Annotated in this window: 15 protein-coding genes; 9 read left to right on the top strand and 6 right to left on the bottom strand. The window is 70.7% G+C overall.

Features of this window, described 5'->3' with window-relative positions:
- The first annotated feature begins 35 nt into the window (after positions 1–35).
- A complete protein-coding gene (locus tag JNUCC0626_RS27920) occupies positions 36–1469 on the top strand; it encodes a M20/M25/M40 family metallo-hydrolase (protein WP_394613725.1) in 1434 nt (477 codons plus the stop codon).
- Complete coding sequence (locus JNUCC0626_RS27915; RefSeq protein WP_394613724.1) at positions 1466–2509, top strand: potassium channel family protein; 1044 nt, start codon at positions 1466–1468, stop codon at positions 2507–2509. Before JNUCC0626_RS27920 ends, JNUCC0626_RS27915 begins: the two co-directional genes overlap by 4 nt.
- A gap of 16 nt (positions 2510–2525) precedes the next feature.
- Here JNUCC0626_RS27915 and JNUCC0626_RS27910 read toward each other — a convergent pair whose 3' ends face one another.
- Together JNUCC0626_RS27910 and JNUCC0626_RS27905 are read right to left on the bottom strand one after the other, a co-directional pair.
- The gene (locus JNUCC0626_RS27910; RefSeq protein ID WP_394613723.1) at positions 2526–2969 is read right to left on the bottom strand and encodes a hypothetical protein; all 444 of its coding nucleotides are present in this window, start codon (positions 2967–2969) and stop codon (positions 2526–2528) included.
- 43 nt (positions 2970–3012) lie between these two features.
- Positions 3013–3597: a hypothetical protein gene (locus tag JNUCC0626_RS27905; protein ID WP_394613722.1), complete on the bottom strand. Its 585-nt coding sequence runs from the start codon at positions 3595–3597 to the stop codon at positions 3013–3015.
- Positions 3598–3677: 80 nt separating this feature from the next.
- On the opposite strand from JNUCC0626_RS27905, the gene JNUCC0626_RS27900 reads away from it, so the two are divergent.
- Genes JNUCC0626_RS27900 through JNUCC0626_RS27890 form a run of 3 tightly spaced genes read left to right on the top strand, consistent with a single transcriptional unit; the run spans position 3678 to position 6107 of the window.
- Positions 3678–4346: a response regulator transcription factor gene (locus tag JNUCC0626_RS27900; RefSeq protein ID WP_394613721.1), complete on the top strand. Its 669-nt coding sequence runs from the start codon at positions 3678–3680 to the stop codon at positions 4344–4346.
- Positions 4343–5617, top strand: a complete 1275-nt coding sequence (locus tag JNUCC0626_RS27895) for a sensor histidine kinase (protein ID WP_394613720.1) — start codon at positions 4343–4345, stop codon at positions 5615–5617. Before JNUCC0626_RS27900 ends, JNUCC0626_RS27895 begins: the two co-directional genes overlap by 4 nt.
- Before the next feature lie 13 nt (positions 5618–5630).
- On the top strand, positions 5631–6107 hold the full coding sequence (locus JNUCC0626_RS27890; RefSeq protein WP_394613719.1) for a hypothetical protein: 477 nt from the start codon (positions 5631–5633) through the stop codon (positions 6105–6107).
- On the opposite strand, the gene JNUCC0626_RS27885 is transcribed toward JNUCC0626_RS27890, so the two are convergent.
- The 3 genes from JNUCC0626_RS27885 to JNUCC0626_RS27875 form a co-directional block, all read right to left on the bottom strand.
- Complete coding sequence (locus tag JNUCC0626_RS27885; protein WP_394613718.1) at positions 6104–6997, bottom strand: neutral zinc metallopeptidase; 894 nt, start codon at positions 6995–6997, stop codon at positions 6104–6106. The genes JNUCC0626_RS27890 and JNUCC0626_RS27885 overlap by 4 nt on opposite strands.
- A 12-nt stretch (positions 6998–7009) precedes the next feature.
- The gene (locus JNUCC0626_RS27880) at positions 7010–8335 is read right to left on the bottom strand and encodes a neutral zinc metallopeptidase (RefSeq protein ID WP_394613717.1); all 1326 of its coding nucleotides are present in this window, start codon (positions 8333–8335) and stop codon (positions 7010–7012) included.
- A 109-nt stretch (positions 8336–8444) separates the two neighbouring features.
- Positions 8445–9470: a neutral zinc metallopeptidase gene (locus JNUCC0626_RS27875; protein ID WP_394613716.1), complete on the bottom strand. Its 1026-nt coding sequence runs from the start codon at positions 9468–9470 to the stop codon at positions 8445–8447.
- 522 nt (positions 9471–9992) lie between these two features.
- Here JNUCC0626_RS27875 and JNUCC0626_RS27870 point away from each other — a divergent pair.
- Genes JNUCC0626_RS27870 through nudC form a run of 4 tightly spaced genes read left to right on the top strand, consistent with a single transcriptional unit; the run spans position 9993 to position 15246 of the window.
- A complete protein-coding gene (locus JNUCC0626_RS27870) occupies positions 9993–11627 on the top strand; it encodes a DUF2207 domain-containing protein (protein WP_394613715.1) in 1635 nt (544 codons plus the stop codon).
- Positions 11628–11636: 9 nt separating this feature from the next.
- On the top strand, positions 11637–12920 hold the full coding sequence (locus tag JNUCC0626_RS27865) for a M16 family metallopeptidase (protein ID WP_394613714.1): 1284 nt from the start codon (positions 11637–11639) through the stop codon (positions 12918–12920).
- Entirely contained in the window at positions 12917–14305 is a 1389-nt protein-coding gene (locus JNUCC0626_RS27860; protein ID WP_394613713.1) for a M16 family metallopeptidase, read from the top strand. The genes JNUCC0626_RS27865 and JNUCC0626_RS27860 overlap by 4 nt, the downstream gene beginning before the upstream one ends.
- A complete protein-coding gene (gene nudC / locus JNUCC0626_RS27855) occupies positions 14302–15246 on the top strand; it encodes an NAD(+) diphosphatase (RefSeq protein WP_394613712.1) in 945 nt (314 codons plus the stop codon). The genes JNUCC0626_RS27860 and nudC overlap by 4 nt, the downstream gene beginning before the upstream one ends.
- Here the strand turns inward: nudC and JNUCC0626_RS27850 are convergent, their stop codons facing one another.
- On the bottom strand, positions 15247–15696 hold the full coding sequence (locus JNUCC0626_RS27850; protein WP_394613711.1) for an Lrp/AsnC family transcriptional regulator: 450 nt from the start codon (positions 15694–15696) through the stop codon (positions 15247–15249).
- Positions 15697–15712: the final 16 nt, after the last annotated feature.

Here is a 15712-nt window from a genome sequence, read left to right as displayed (position 1 = left end):
GTAGGCGAGATGGGGCTGGCCTATTGTCCACGGGCGTGGCAGGTGATTCTCGTCATTCCGAACTTCGTGAACGCGCGGCCGTCGCCGCCCTGGCCGATTCGTTCGTGGCCGGGCTGTGCGAGTGGATCAAGATTCCCGGTATCGGCGTCGACCCCGCGCATCACGCCGACGTGCGCAGATCCGCCGACTGGCTCGCGGACCGGCTGAGGTCCGACGGCTGGCCAGAGGTCGCGGTCTGGGGTGACGGACCGGCGCTTCCCGCCGTGTTCGCGTGCTGGCCCGCCGAAGATCCGCAGGCCCCGACCGTGCTGGTCTACGGCCACCACGACGTGCAGCCCGTCGACCCGGTCGAGCGCTGGGAGCACCCGCCGTTCGAGCCCGTGATCAGCGGCGACGAGATCCGCGGGCGTGGCGCGAGCGACGACAAGGGGCAGGTCGCGATGCACCTGCTCGGCGTTCTGGCACATCTGGCGGCAACTGGCCAGAAAGCGCCGAGCGTGACGCTGAAGCTGTTCGTCGAGGGCGAGGAAGAATCAGGCTCGCCGCACCTGCGAAAGCTCCTCGAAGATCATTCCGAATCGCTCGCGTGCGATCTCGTCGTGTTCACCGACACCGCATTGCACGAACGCGACGCGCCGACCGTCAACACCGGGCAACGCGGCGTCCTCGGCGGAGAGATCACATTCTTCGGCGGCACCGACGACGTCCATTCCGGACGCGCGGGCGGCGCCATTCCGAACCCGGCGACGGCACTCGCGAAACTGATCGCCGCGCTGCACGACGACGACAACAGGATCCAGCTGGACGGCTTCTACGACGACGTCCGCGAACCGTCCGCAGCGGAACGCGCGGACTACGCCTCGCTGCCGTTCGACGAGCAGAAGTGGTTGCGGCACAACGGCGGCGGCGCCCAGGCCACCCACGGCGAGACCGGCTACAGCACCCTCGAACGCATCTGGGTGCGCCCCACCGCCGAGATCAACGGCATCAGCAGCGGCTACACCGGTCCCGGCCTGAAGACCATCATCCCGGCCTCCGCCACCGCGAAGATCAGCTTCCGCCTGGTGCCCGACCAGCACCCCGACCGGGTCCGCGAGCAGCTCGGCGCGTTCGTCGAGCGGCACACCCCGCCCGGCATCCGCGCCGAGGTGAGCTTCCGCGGCGAGGGCGTGCCACCGTACGCGATCAGCCCGGACGACCCGGCCAACGAGGCCGTCCGCGAGGCCATGGACCTGGCCTTCGACCAGCCGGTTCGCTTCGCCAGGGCAGGCGGCTCCGGCCCGGCCGCGGTGCTCCAGCAGTTCCTGGGGGTGCCCCTCGTGTACCTCGGCGCGACGTTGCCGGATGATCGCGTCCACGCGCCGAACGAGCGCGTAGTGGTGCCGTTGCTCCTCAAAGGCGCGGAGGCGGCTGCCCACCTGTGGCGGACGCTCGCCCGAGCGGAGATCGCGAAGAGGTTGTCCCGATGAGCTTGTCCGAGGAAGCGTCGCACTCGCTCGTCGGCGTGATCAGGATGCCGGACAAGGTGGAAAGCCCTGTCCGCGCGATCCTGAAGCGCGTCGTGGGCGCGATGGCGGCCCTGCTGCTCGCGGTGATGATCGTGTACCTGGACCGCGACGGCTACCGCGACGTGAACGAGGACGGCGTCTCCCTGCTCGACGCCTTCTACTACGCGACCGTCTCTCTCTCGACGACCGGCTACGGCGACATCACGCCCGCGTCGTCGACGGCACGCCTGGTCAACGTCCTGGTCATCACACCGTTGCGCGTCCTGTTCCTGATCGTGCTGGTCGGCACGACACTAGAAGTTCTCACCGAGCGCTCCCGTCAGGCGTTGCGCATTCAAAAGTGGAGGCGGGTTGTGCGGGACCACGTGGTGGTCGTCGGTTACGGCACGAAGGGACGGTCCGCGGTAGCCGCACTGCTCGGCGACGGCGTGGACCCGGGCTCCATCGTCGTGGTCGACACCGTGCAGGAGTCGCTGGACGCGGCCACGGCCAAGGGCCTCGTCGTCGTGCACGGCTCAGGCACGCGCAACGACGTGCTGCGGGTGGCGGGTGCGGCTCGGGCCCGCGCGATCGTGGTGGCCCCGAACCGGGACGACACGGCCGTGCTGGTCACCCTGACCGCCCGCGAACTCGCGCCCAAGGCGCAGATCGTGGCTTCCGTTCGTGAGCGGGAGAACGAGCACCTGCTGCGCCAGTCCGGTGCGGACTCGGTGGTGGTGTCGTCCGAGACGGCTGGTCGGCTGCTCGGCATGGCCACTGCCACGCCGTCTGTCGTGGCGATGGTCGAGGATCTGCTCACGCCTGACCAGGGGCTCGCCATCTCCGAACGGGACGTCGAACCCGGCGAGATCGGGGGTTCGCCTCGGCACCTGCCGGACATCGTGCTGGGTGTGGTGCGGGGTGGGACCTTGTACCGGGTGGACGCGCCTGAGGCCGATGCGATCGAGCCTGGGGACCGGTTGCTGTACGTGAAGAAGGTGACGCCGCCCGGCGAGGAGTGAGCGGACCCGACCCGGTTCAGCCCTGACGCGGCGCCGGCAGCACGGCCGGCGCCCGCAAAGGCGCATACCGGAACAGAAACGCGTAAAACCCGCCCGCCAGCGCGGCCATGCACAACAAAAGGGCAGTGAGCCGACGCCCGACCGGCAGTCCAACCGGGACGGACGCGGCCGAGGACACCATCTCGCCACCGGTGTTGACGATCTCGACCGTCTCGCCCTTGGTGTGCCCGCACCCGTCCAACTTGGCCTGCTTCTTGGACCCGTCCGCGTCCCACTCGACCGTGTCCATGCCAGACCCGCACGACCCGCTCTCGACGACGGTCGCCATCACCGGCGGAGGGGGCTCCTCAGCGCCGAGGACCTTGGCGGGCACCAGAAGCGCGACCGCGACACCTATCCCGACCAGTCCGACGACCAGCAGGATGAACACCCATCTGTCCGGGCTTCGCGGAACCGCCACACTGCGATGTTCGCAGACGCGGCGGCCCGCGTGGAGCCCAGGTTTACTTCGGCAGCTGGCGGAGCTTGTCGACCTTGATGGTCTTGCCGTCCGACACCGTGCCGGTCACCGCGACCAGGTCGCCGTTCTTCGGCTTCTCGGTCACCGACGACAGGTCGAGCGGCGTCTGCAGGCCGTCGACCTGCACGAGCGTCGCGTTGTTGCCGTTGACGTCCTTGATCGTGCCGCGGGTCTGGGCCTTGGCCAGCGCCACGTTCAGGGCCTTGCCGTCCTTGACGCGCACGGTCACGCGCTGGTCGGCCTTGAGGCCCGCGAGGTCGCCGCCGCGCAGCTTCGTGGCGCTGTCAGTGGTCAACGACACTTCGCTGCCGTCGTCCTTGGTGATCACGAGCTTGCCCGTTTCGACGCTCTTCACGCGGCCGACGACGAGCGTGCTGTCCTTGAGCTTGGCCTTGTCCGCGCGGCCGGGCTTGCCGGGGTGACCGGGACCGCCGGGGCCGGGGTGGCGTTCGGCGAACGCCGCGGGCGGGCCGTCGTGACCCTCGGCCGCAGTCGCGACGGCGATGCCGCCGACGGTGAGTCCGACGGCCGCGACGATGGCGCCGGCCCACGCTGATTTCTTCGACATGCGCCTCAGGGTGCGCGGGCAAACTGAGGGCCAGCTGAAGGCGAGTCGCCCGAAGTCCGGATGATCAGCAGAATGGAGGGGTGTCCGCCAGGGTGTTGGTGATCGAGGACGCCGAGGCGATCGGCGCTGCGGTGTCGTCCGCGCTGCGTGAGTCCGGGTACGAGGTGCAGCACCGTCTGGACGGGCGCCAGCTGGAGGCCGACCTCGGCCGCTTCCGGCCTGACCTGGTCGTTCTCGACGTGATGTTGCCCGGACGGGACGGGTTCCAGCTGCTCGAGGTCATCCGCCGGTCGTCCGGCGCGGGGGTCGTGATGCTGACCGCGCGCGACGGCGTGCCCGACCGGTTGCGCGGGCTCGCGGGCGGTGCCGACGACTACGTGGGCAAGCCGTTCGTGCTCGCCGAACTGGTCGCGCGGGTGTCCGCGGTGCTGCGCAGGCTCGGTCGCACGCCGTCGACCGTGCAGGTCGGTGACCTGGTCGTGGACGCCGACGCCGGGGTCGTCATGCGCGCCGACCAGCCGATCGAACTGACCGCGACCGAACTGCGGCTGCTCGTCTACCTGGCCGCGCAACGCGGACGCGTCGTGTCGAAGACGCAGATCCTCACGGCCGTGTGGGGCTACGAGGACTACGACCCGAACCTGGTCGAGGTCCACGTCAGCGCCGTGCGTCGCAAGATCGAGGAACACGGCACGCGGCTCGTGCACACCGTTCGCGGCCTTGGGTACGTGCTGCGGGCCGAAGAATGAACCTTCGCACGGTCTCGTTGCGCCGCCGCGTCGTGGTGTCCGTGCTGCTGGTGCTGTTCCTCGTGCTGGTGGCGCTGGTCATCTCGGTCGACCGGACGTTCGCCACGCAGTCCTCCCGCGACGTCGACGGGGTGCTGGTCAACACCGAGAACCGCGCCGTCGAGATGCTGAAGAACGGTCGCCGCCCGGCCGAGGTCGTCGGCCTGCTGACCAAGCGGAACGTGCACGTCACCATCGAACAGCCCAACGGCACCACGATCGGGGTCAAGCCCGACGGGCAGTTCGAGGCGCGCAACCGCGTCATCGGCCGCAACAAGGTCACCTTCTACGCCGACACCGAGGCGATCTCGAACGCGCAGCACCGGTTGCGCAAGCTGCTGCTGATCCTGGGGCTCGTGGCGATCGGGGTCACCGGCCTGCTGATCGTCGTGGCGGTGCGCAAGGCGTTGGCGCCGCTGGACGCCATGACGTCGCTCGCACAGTCGATCGCGGCCGGGCACCGGGGCGGGCGGCTGAACCCGTCGCGGACGGACACCGAACTGGGTAGAACCGCGGCCGCGTTCGACGGGATGCTCGACTCGCTGGAAGGCTCCGAGCAACGGACCAGGCGGTTCGTCGCCGACGCCGCGCACGAGCTGCGCACGCCGATCACCGGCGTGCAGGCCGTGGCCGAGGCGCTGGTGCAGGCGCCCGTCGACTCGCCGGACCGCGACCAGATGTCGTTCCTGCTGGTGCGGGAGGCACGCCGGGCCGGACGGCTGGTGGACGACCTGCTGGCGCTGGCGCAGCTCGACGCCGGGTACGAGATGCAGCGCGAGTCCGTCGACCTGCTCGGGCTGGCAGAAGCCGAGGTGGCGCGGACCCGGTTCGTGGCACCGGACTTCGACATCACCGCCGAGGGCGTGTCGGTCGCGGTCGTCGGGGACGGGCAACGGCTCGCGCAGGTGCTGGCGAACCTCGTGGACAACGCGCGGCAGGCGACCGGTCCGAGCGGGACGGTCCGGATCCGGGTCGACCTGACCGGGTTCACCGTGTCCGACAACGGGCCCGGCGTGCCGGACGCCGAACGGGAACGGATCTTCGACCGGCTGGTGCGGCTCGACGACGCCCGCGACCGCCGTTCAGGCGGGTCGGGGCTCGGGCTCGCCATCGCGCGCGGCGTGATCCGGGCGCACGGCGGTGACCTGACCTGCGAGCCGTCGGCGTCCGGTGCGGTCTTCCGGGTGCGCTTGCCCGCCGTAAATCCGGTCGCCACGCCCGGCGCTCTTTGATTCCATCGACGGCGTGGACGTCGACGTGGTGGTGCAGCTGGTCAAGACCGTGTGGAGCAAGAGCTCCCGAGGTGGCGCCGAGGCGACCCGCCGCAACGCCGCGCCGGTCGGGTTCGCGCTGCCGCACCTGAGGCCCGCGATGCACGAGATCCGCTTGAGCGAGCCCGACTTCACGCCCGTGTGGGAGAAGGAGCGCGACGAGATCGACCGGATCACGCTCACCCTGCGCGAGGACGACGACGTGCTGTCCGTGCAGTTGCAGGACACCATGATCGCCACGCCCCGGCGGAGGAACCGGCCGTCACCGGTCCGGCTGGCGCGCGGCGAGTGGGTGCGCTGGCAGCTCAACCACCGGTGGGGACGACCTCGGGACGGCGGCTGGAACTACCAGCTGACCACGCTGAACCTGGTGTACGGCCCGCCGGACGACCTGAAGGTGTTCCTCGGCACGCCGACGCGGCACGTCGACGAGCAGACCTACCTGCGTTAGCCGACCGCCGCGGGCGTCGCCGCGAAGGTGTTGCAGGCGTCCGTCGAGTTGGCCTTGAAGCCCGCGCCCGCCCACTGGGCCTGGTTCTTGGCGGACCCGTGCGCGTTGTTCTCGGGCTTTTCCTCGATGGCGTACTGGAAGTCCTCCTGGGCGGACCGCGCGAGGCCCGCCGTCACCGAACCGCGCCCTGCCGCCGCGGCGAGGAACATGCCGGCGAAGCAGTTCGCCTGCAGCTCGATCCGCCGGGACATCTCGAGGCCGGCCGGGGTCTTCTCGCCCGCGTCGGTGATCTTCAGGTCCGCTGCCCGCAGCAGGCCGGTCAACGCCTGCACGTGGTGGCCGTACTCGTGCGCGAGCGTGGCCAGGTGGGTCGCCGGGGCCTCACCGCCGCCGTTGTCGCGCAGCCGGGCCGTGGGCATGTAGATCGTGCGGTTGCGGCCGCAGTAGTACGCCACCGCGTGGTCGGACTCCGGGGCGGCGCCGCACGGGCCGTCCTTCAACGTCGGCGAGGCGTCGAGGACGGGCTTGTCGAACGGCAGGTTCGCGGCCTGGAGCAACGGGCCCCACGCCGCGTCCAGGCAGTCGACGCCCGCCGCGTAGTACGCAGCCAGCTGCTCGTCCGCGACGCCGAACTGCGGCAGCGCGCACGTCGCCGGGGCGATCGTCACCGGCTTGACCAGCAACGGGTGGTCGGCCAGCCGGTAGACCGCGCGCGGGCGGATCGGCGTGGACGGCTCGGTCGGCGTCGTCGACGCGGGCTTCGACCCCGCCAGCGCGTGCCCCGTCACCACTCTCGGGCGACTCAGTTGACCGATTCCGAGGACGAACGCGACCACCAGCACGAACACTCCCGCGAGCAGGACAGGGTTGTTCTTCGCTGGTTGGGTCACGCTCTCCCCTTCCTAGGAGACGGCTCCTGCGTCGGCTGCCCAGGTGTTGCACTCGGACGCCTTGTTCGACTTGTAGCCCCGGTCCACCCACGACGCGTTGTTCTGCGGCGTGCCGTGGTCCTTCGTCGGATAGATGTCGTAGTCGCCGCGGTTGCCCGCGTCCGTCAGCGCCACCCTGATCACGTCGATCGGGATCGCGCCGTGCGACAACGGGGCCAGCGACATGCCTCCGAAGCAGGTCGCCTGCAGCTCCATCCGGCGGTTCAGGTCGAGGCCCTTCGGAGTATCCCACCCGCCCGCGTCGTACTGCGCGCGGTCCGACGCTTTGAGCATTCCGGTCAGCCACTGGATGTGGTGGCCGTACTCGTGGGCGAGCTGTCCGAGGTACTTGCCGGGGTGGTTCGGGTTGTTCGGGTTGCGCTCGGCGGCGTAGGCGTTGGCCGTCCAGTAGATGCCGCCCTGGCAGTACCGGGCCGTCTGGTCCGGCCGCACCGTGCCGCACGGGTACTGCGCCTGCTCGGTGATGATGTGCAGCTCAACGGGCTGGTACGGCAGGTTCGCCGCCTGCAGCGCGGGCTTCCACATGCTCTCGATGCACGGCAGCGCGGCCCGCAGGAACCTGTCCTGTCCGGCGGGCGAGTAGTCCATCGCCGGCAGCGCGCAGCCCGAGATCGTGTTCGCGCCGAACCCCGGCTTGAGGAACGGGTGGTCGGCGAGCGCGTACACGGCCTTCGGACCGGCGGGCGTCTGCGGGGCGGAGGGCGTCCTCGACGAGGGCGCGCGCGGGGCGCTGGTCGTCGTTTCGGCCGCTTCCGTGGTCGTGGGGACCGTGAAGGTCGGGCTGTACGTCGTGTAGTTCGAGTAGCCCGTGTCCTTGACCTTGCTGTTCAGCGTCGCCGCGAACAGGCCGACCGCGCCGAGGCCGAGGATCACGACGCCGCCCAGGACGAGGGCGATGATCGGACCGCTGCTCTTGCGGCGCGGCGGCGGGAACTGGCCGTACCCCTGCGGGCCGCCCCACTGCGGGTGCGGCGGGGGCATGACCGGGCCGGGAGGCGGCGGGCCGTAGTAACCCTGCGGCGTGCCTTGCGGTGGCGTGCCGTACATCGGCATGCCCTGCGGACCTTGTGGCGGCGGACCCTGCGGCGGCATGCCTTGTGGTGGCGTGCCGTACGGCGGCGGTGCGTCGTACGGCGGTGCCTGTGGTGGTGGCGCGCCATACGGGCCTTGTGGCGGACGCTGCCCGAGTGGTGCGGGCATCGGTGGCGGGCCGACCGGGCGCGGCGGCGGCCAATTGCCCGGCGGCGGTGGTTGCGTCATCGCCTGAGGTCCCCCCATTGGTCATCCTGGGTCGGGTACGAGCATAGGCGGACGGAGATCGCGTGTCCCCCGACCGGGCTAACGCGTCCCGCCCACGTTGATGAGACGCGCGAGTCGCGGGTTCGGTTCACGAGACGTCCCCCGCACTCGCCGCCCACGTGTTGCACGCCTTGATGTTGTTCTGCTTGTGGCCGTGCATGACCCACCGGTCGTTGTTGGGCGCACTGCCGTGGTCGGGCCTTCGGTCGTAGTCGCCACGTTGACCCGCGTCGCTCAGCCCGGTGTTCACGACCTCGATCGGCACGACGTTCTTGTGCGAGAACGGCGCCAGCGTCATCCCGCCGAGACACGTCGCCTGCAACTCCAGCCTCCGGTTCAGCTCGAGCCCCTTGGGGGTGTCGAACCCGCCGACGTCGTACTGCGCCTGATCGGCCGCCCGCATCATGCCCGTCAACCACTGCACGTGGTGCCCGTATTCGTGACTCAGTTGCCCGAGGTACACGCCGGGATGCCGCACCGTCGTGCCACCTTCGTTGGCGTAGTAGTTGCCGGGCCAGTAGATGACGCCGCGGCAGAACATGGCCGTGGAGTTGTTCTGCCTGCTCCCGCACGGCGTCTGCGTCGTGCCGGTGAACACCTGCAACTCGGCCGGCTGGTACGGCAGGTTGGCCGCCTTGAGGGCCGGCTGCCACGCCTTCTCGATGCACGGCAACGCGGCCTCGAGGAACCGCTTCTCCCCGGCGGGGCTGTATTCCATCTGCGGCAACGGACACGAGTCGAAGTCGTTGGCGCCGATGTTCGTGCTGAAGATCGGGTGGTCAGCGAGCTTGTAGACGGCCTTCGGGCCGACCGGCGTCTGCTGGGTGCTCGTTTGCCGTGTCGGTGTGGTGGGCCGTGTGGTCGTGGTGGTGGTCGTGGTCGCTTCGGACGTGTAGGTGGGGCTGTAGGTCGTGTAGCTGGAGTAGCCCGTGTCCTTGACCTTGCTGTTCAGGGCGGCCGCGAAGACGCCGATCGCGCCGAGGCCGAGGACCACCACGCCGCCCAGGACGAGGGCCACGATCGGGCCGCTGTTGCTGCGGCGCGGTGGGGCCATCGGGTAGGGCGGCGGTGCGAACGCGCCTGGGTGGCCCCAGTTCTGCTGGGGTGGGGGCATGACCGCGCGGGGTGGCGGCATGACGGGGCGCGGCGGTGGGAGCGGGGCACGGCCGGGAGGCGGGGCGTAGGCGGGAACGGAGGGTGGGGGCGCGTACGGAGGTGGCGCGCCCACGGCGGGCGGCTGGCCGTACGGAGGTGGCGCACCTACGGGAGATGGCGTGCCATAAGGAGGAGGCGGACCCAACGGCCAGCCTCCCGGACCTTGCGGTCCGGCCGCCTGCGGTCCGCTCGGCCTGCCTCCGCCCTGCGGGTGCGTCGGCGGCTGTCCGGCGGGTGCGCCCCCAGCCCTCTGCGGTCCGGCGGGCGGTCCCATCGGCGGCTGGTGCGGGCCCGACGCCGGGCGGGGAGGCAGTGGCGGCGGTGCCGGAACAGGCGGCGGCCCCACCGGGCGCGGCGGCGGCCAGTTGCCTGGTCGTGCGTTGTCCGGCGGCGGTGGTTGCGTCATCGCCGAAGATCCCCCAGATGGCGTCTGTTCGAAAGTCCGCCGGAGCATATGAGGACTCCGCTATTGTCCGCAGCCGTGTTGAAGAACTGGGGTGCGGCGGTCCTCGTCGCCGCCGCGCTGACGTCCGTCGGGTCCGTCGTGACGGCTGGTGGCGCGCTCGCGCAGCCGCTTCCCGGGACGGTCAGCACCGAGGTGCGGATGAAGCTGGAGCGGGACGCCCGGCTGTCCGTCACCGAGACGGTCCAGGTGCCCGAGGGCAAGACGGTGAAGAGGACCGTCCCCTTGCGACTGGCCGTCGGCAACGAACTCGAACGCCAGTACCAGGTCACCGACGCCAAGGTCGACGGCAAGGGCAGCACGGACACGACCGACGACACGTTCAGCGTCACGCTCGAAGGCACGTCCACGCTGACCTACACGGTCGTCGGGGCGGTGGCGCCGGTCGGCGACACGCTGGAGGTGCGCTGGCAGGTCGCGGGTGGCTGGGACGCCGAACTCGACCGGGTCGCCGTGTCGTTCTCGGCGCCGGACTCGCCGACGTCGGTCAACTGCCTCGCCGGGCCCGTCGGGTCGTCGCAGCCGTGCACGAGCGCGGACCTCGCGGACGGCAAGGGCGTGCGGGCGCAGGAGATCAAGCTCGCGCCCCAGGAACGCATCGACATCGCGATCGGGCTCAGTGCCGGGGTCGTGCCGCCGAACGCGGTCGTGGTCGAGCAGTCCGGGTTCCTCGCCGCCTTCGCGCTCACGCCGATCAGCGCGGTGGCGCTGGGCGTGCTCCTGCTCCTGTTGCTCGGCGGCGTGGCGCTGCTCTGGTACCTGCGCGGACGGGACGCCGCCGCGCTCGCCGGTGACGTCGGCGCGGTCAGCGTTCTTGTTCGCGACGAGCAGAACCGGGTCGCGTTCGCCTCGCCGGACGGTGTGCTGCCCGGGCAGGTCGGCACGGTCGTCGACGAGCACGTGGACGTCGTCGACGTCACCGCCACGGTGATCGACCTCGCCGTCCGCAACTACCTGTGGATCACCGAGACCGACGGCCACGACTGGCAGATCGTGCGCCGCAACCCCCTCGACGCCTCGCTGTCCGGCTACGAACGGGCGGTGGCCGAGGCCTTGCTGCCGCCGAACGTGGAGGCGGTCAGCGTTGCGGAGCTGCGCGGCAAGCAGATCAACCTCGCCGCCGTGCGCGACAAGCTGTACGAGGACGTCGTCGAGAAGCGCTGGTTCGTGCGCCGCCCGGACGCCGAGCGCACCAAGTTCTGGTGGGCCGGAATCGCGCTGGCGGCGACAGGTGTCGTCGCCACGGTCGTGCTCGCGCTCACGGTCGGCAACGCCCTCTTCGGACTCGCGGTCGCCGTCGGCGGGGTGGCCCTCGCGCTCGGCGCGCGGTCCATGCCCGCCCGCACCAAGCGCGGCAGCGAACTCCTCGAACACGTCCGAGGCCTGCGCGGGTACCTCCACGGAGTGACGCCGGACGACGTGCCGGAGGCCGACCGCGAACTCGTCTTCTCCCGTTCGCTGCCGTACGCGGTGGTGCTCGGCGAGACCGAGCGCTGGCTGACGACGTTCGGGCAGAGCCAGAGCCAGCAGGACCTCTACTGGTACGGCAATGCGAGCGATTTCCGCCGCAGCTTCCCCGCGTTCCTCGGGGCGCTCGACGGCGTGCTCGCCCAGGCGGGCCACCTGCGATCGCTCCGGGCGCCGAACCCGTAGGCTTGCCGCATGGCCTCACCCGAACTGCACAGGTTCACGTTGCCCAACGGCCTGCGGGTGGTGCTCGCCCCCGACGCCGGCGCACCGGTCGTCGGCGTCAGCGTGCACTACGACGTCGGCTTCCGCTCCGAGCCGGAGGGGCGCACGGGCTTCGCGCACCTCTTCGAACATCTCATGTTCCAGGGCAGCGAGAGTCTGGAGAAGCTGGCCCACTTCCGGCACGTGCAGTCGTCGGGCGGCACGTTCAACGGGTCCACGCACCCGGACTACACCGACTACTACCAGGTGCTGCCGAGCGCGGCCCTGGAGCGCGCGCTCTTCCTCGAAGCGGACCGCATGCGCGCGCCGAAGCTCACCGAGGAGAACCTCCGCAACCAGATCGACGTGGTGAAGGAGGAGATCCGGCTCAACGTGCTCAACCGCCCGTACGGCGGGTTCCCCTGGATCCTGCTGCCGGCGGTGCTGTTCAAGACGTTCGCCAACGCCCACAACGGCTACGGCGACTTCGTCGACCTGGAGAGCGCCACGGTCGACGACTGCGCGGAGTTCTTCGACACCTACTACAGCCCGGCCAACGCGGTGCTGACGGTGGCGGGCGACCTCGACGTGGAGGTCGCGAAGACGTTGGTGGAGAAGCACTTCGGCGACGTGCCCGCCCGGCCGCGCCCGGAGCGCCCCTCGTTCGCCGAGCCCGCCCCGCAGGGCGAGGTGCGGCACGAGCACGGCGACGCGCTGGCCCCGCTGCCCGCGATCGCGATCGGCTACCGCGTGCCGGACCCCGTCACCGACATCGACGGCTACCTCGCGTACCTGGTGCTCGCCGGCGTGCTGACCGACGGCGACAGCTCGCGTCTTCAGCAGCGACTGGTGCACCGCGAGGGCATCGTGATCGACCTGAACGCCGGCTGCGGCCTGTTCGGCCCGCTCGAAGCGCGCGACCCGGACACGTTCAGCATCACCGCGATCCACACCAACGAGGTCTCGGCGGACCAGGTCATCGCGGCCATCGACGAGGAACTGCAGAAGCTCGCGCAGGAGCCGCCGTCGGCCGAGGAGCTCGCGAAGGTCACCGCCCGCTGGGCGTCGACCATGCACAAGGAGCACGACCGGCTCACGAACCGCACGCTGGGCCTCGGCTCCGCGGAGCTGCTGTTCGGCCGCGCCGAGCTGATCTACGAACTGCCTGAGCGGATCGCCTCCGTGACCGTCGACGAGGTGTCCGCCGCGGCCAAGGCGCTGCGTCCCGACGCCCGCGCCCTTCTCTTCGTCAAGCCCACCGGAGGAGCCCAGTGACCTCGGCAAAGACCCACCGATCCGCCGAGGAGATCGGGCGCACCGAGATCGGCCCGCGCCCGCTTCCCGAGCTGGGCAGCCAGAAACCGCCCGCCAAGCTGTCCACTGTGGACGCGACGCTGCCCAACGGTCTGCGCGTCATCGCGGTGCGCCGCCCGAACGTGCCGATGGTCGAGGTGCGGCTGCGCGTGCCGTTCGCCGACCCGTCCGGCACGAGCGTCGGCTCGCAGCACTCCGCGATCGCCGAGATCCTCGCGAACACGGTCCTCACGGGCACCGAGTCCCGCTCGCGCGTGCAGATCGACACCGAACTGGCGCTGGTCGGCGGTGAACTCGACTCGGTGGTCGACCCTGAGCGCCTCAGCTTCACCGGCAACGCGCTCGCGTCCGGTCTCGGCACCGTCCTCGACGTGCTGAGCGACGTGCTGAAGAACGCGTCCTACCCGGCCGACGAGGTCGAGCGCGAACGCGGCAGGCTCGTCGAGCGGATCACGATCGCCCGCTCGCAGCCGAGCGTCATCGCCCGCGAGGCGCTGCAGAAGATCCTGTACGGCGACCACCCGTTCGCCAAGGAGATGCCGGAGGCCGACGAGGTCGCCGCCGTCTCCCGCGAGGACGTCGCCGCGTTGCACGGCAAGGCTTTGCTGCCGCGCGGTTCGGTGTTCGTGGTCGTCGGCGACGTCGACCCGGAACGCGCCGTCGAGCAGGTCGGCGCCACGCTCGGCGAGTGGCAGGGTGACGGCGAGGCCGTCCAGCTGCCGCCGCTGCCCGAGGTCAAGGGCGGCGACGTCGTGCTGGTGCACCGCGCCGGTGCCGTGCAGTCGCAGATCCGCCTTGCCGCGCAGTCGATCCCGCGCACCGACGAGCGCTACCCGGCGTTGCAGCTCGCGAACCTGGTCTACGGAGGGTTCTTCTCCTCGCGGCTGGTCGAGAACATCCGCGAGGACAAGGGCTACACCTACAGCGCCCGGTCGCACCCCGAGTTCACCGTGCACGGCGCGACGCTGCTGATCGACGCCGACACCGCGTCGGACGTCACGGCGGCCGCGCTGCTCGAGACCCGCTACGAACTGGCCCGGCTCGGCATGGTGCCGCCGTCGCAGTCCGAAGTGGACACCGCGCGCAGCTACGCCGTCGGCACGTTGCTCACCAGCACGTCGTCACAGGGCGGCCTGGCGTCGTTCCTGGTGAACCTCGTCGGTCTGGGGCTCAGCATCGACTGGCTGGTGGAGCACCCGCAACGCCTGCAGGCCGTCACGGCGGAGCAGGTGGCGCAGGCGGCGCTGGACTTCTTCGCCCCCGCCAACTTCACGGGTGTGCTCGTCGGTGACGCCGAGCAGCTCAAGCCGAAGCTCGCGGCCCTCGGCGGGGTCTCGTTCCAGTGAGTTTCGATCTCCTCGGGTTGCCCGCGCTGTCGCGGTCGACGGTCGACAGGTGTGAGCCGTTGCGCGGCGACGACGAGCAGCTCGCCGCGCTCTGGCCCAAGGCCAGGATGATCGTCGTGGACACCCGCGGCCGCACCCTGGTCGCGGACCGCGGCACGCGGCTCGCGGACCGGCCCGCACTGGAGTTCGGCGACCTTCCGCCGGTGAACGCCGTCCTGCTGGGTCAGCAGGACGGCGTGGCGTACTTCGCCGTGCTGATGCCCGCCGAGGACGACGAGGTGACGCCGCCGAGCCGCGCCTGGGGCCCGGCCGAACTCACCGACGAACCGCAGTGGCTCGACCTGCGCCAGGCCGGCGCGACGCTGGAAGACATGTGGGCGGGCCTCTTCACGACGGCCGCCGCGCTGTTCCAGTGGCACCGCCTGGGCAAGTACTGCGCCAAGTGCGGCGCGCGCACCGTGCTGGAGAAGTCGGGCTGGACCTCGGTCTGCTCGGGGTGCGGGCGCGAGGAGTACCCGCGCACCGACGCCGCCGTGATCTGCCTCGTGCACGACGGCGCCGACCAGGTGCTCGTCGCGCGCGGCCCGGAGTGGCCGGAGGGCAGGTTCTCGGTGCTGGCGGGCTTCGTCGAGGCGGGCGAGTCGCTGGAGGCCTGCGTGGCGCGGGAGATCTGCGAGGAGGTCGGGGTCACCGTGCGCGACATCCGCTACCTCGGCTCGCAGCCGTGGCCGTTCCCCCGGTCGTTGATGATCGGGTTCGAGGCCGTGGCCGACCCCGCCGAACCGCTGCGGCTCGCCGAGGGCGAGATCGCGGAGGCCAAGTGGGTGTCCCGCGCGGACGTGCGCAAGGCGATCGACGAGCCGGGCAGCGTTCCCGGCCTCGGGCTCGCCGGGGGCGCGTCGATCGCGTTCCGGATGTTGCAGAGCTGGTCCCGCGGCTAGCTAGGGGAGTGGACGGTCGTCGACCACGTGCTTCATGACGACCGTCGACCTCATCCTCCGCACACCGGGCAGCTTCACCAGTTCCTCGTCATAAAGTCGTTGGTACGCGGGCAGATCCGCCGTCGCGATGCGCAGCAGGTAGTCGGGTTCGCCGAAGAGTCGTTGCGCCTGCAGGACGTTCGGGATCGCGGCGACCGCGCGTTCGAAGTCGGCCACCGTGCTCTCGTTCTCCCAGTGCACGGTGGCGAACACCAGCGCCTCGAAGTTCAGGCCCACCGCGGCCGGGTCCACCACGGCCCGGTAGCCGCGGATCGCCCCGGCGCGTTCGAGATCGCGCAGCCGGCGGTGGCACGGCGAGATGCTCAGGTTCACCCGCGCGGCCAGGTCGGTGACGGTCAGCCTGCCGTCCTGCTGGAGCTCGGCAAGAATCTGTCGGTCAACGGCGTCCATCGGCACATTCTTACCC

It is taken from the genome of Lentzea sp. JNUCC 0626, from assembly GCF_043632865.1.
GTDB lineage: Bacteria > Actinomycetota > Actinomycetes > Mycobacteriales > Pseudonocardiaceae > Lentzea.
The sequence above is the reverse complement of the archived record's forward strand: the minus strand, read 5'-3'. Positions and strand labels throughout refer to the sequence as shown.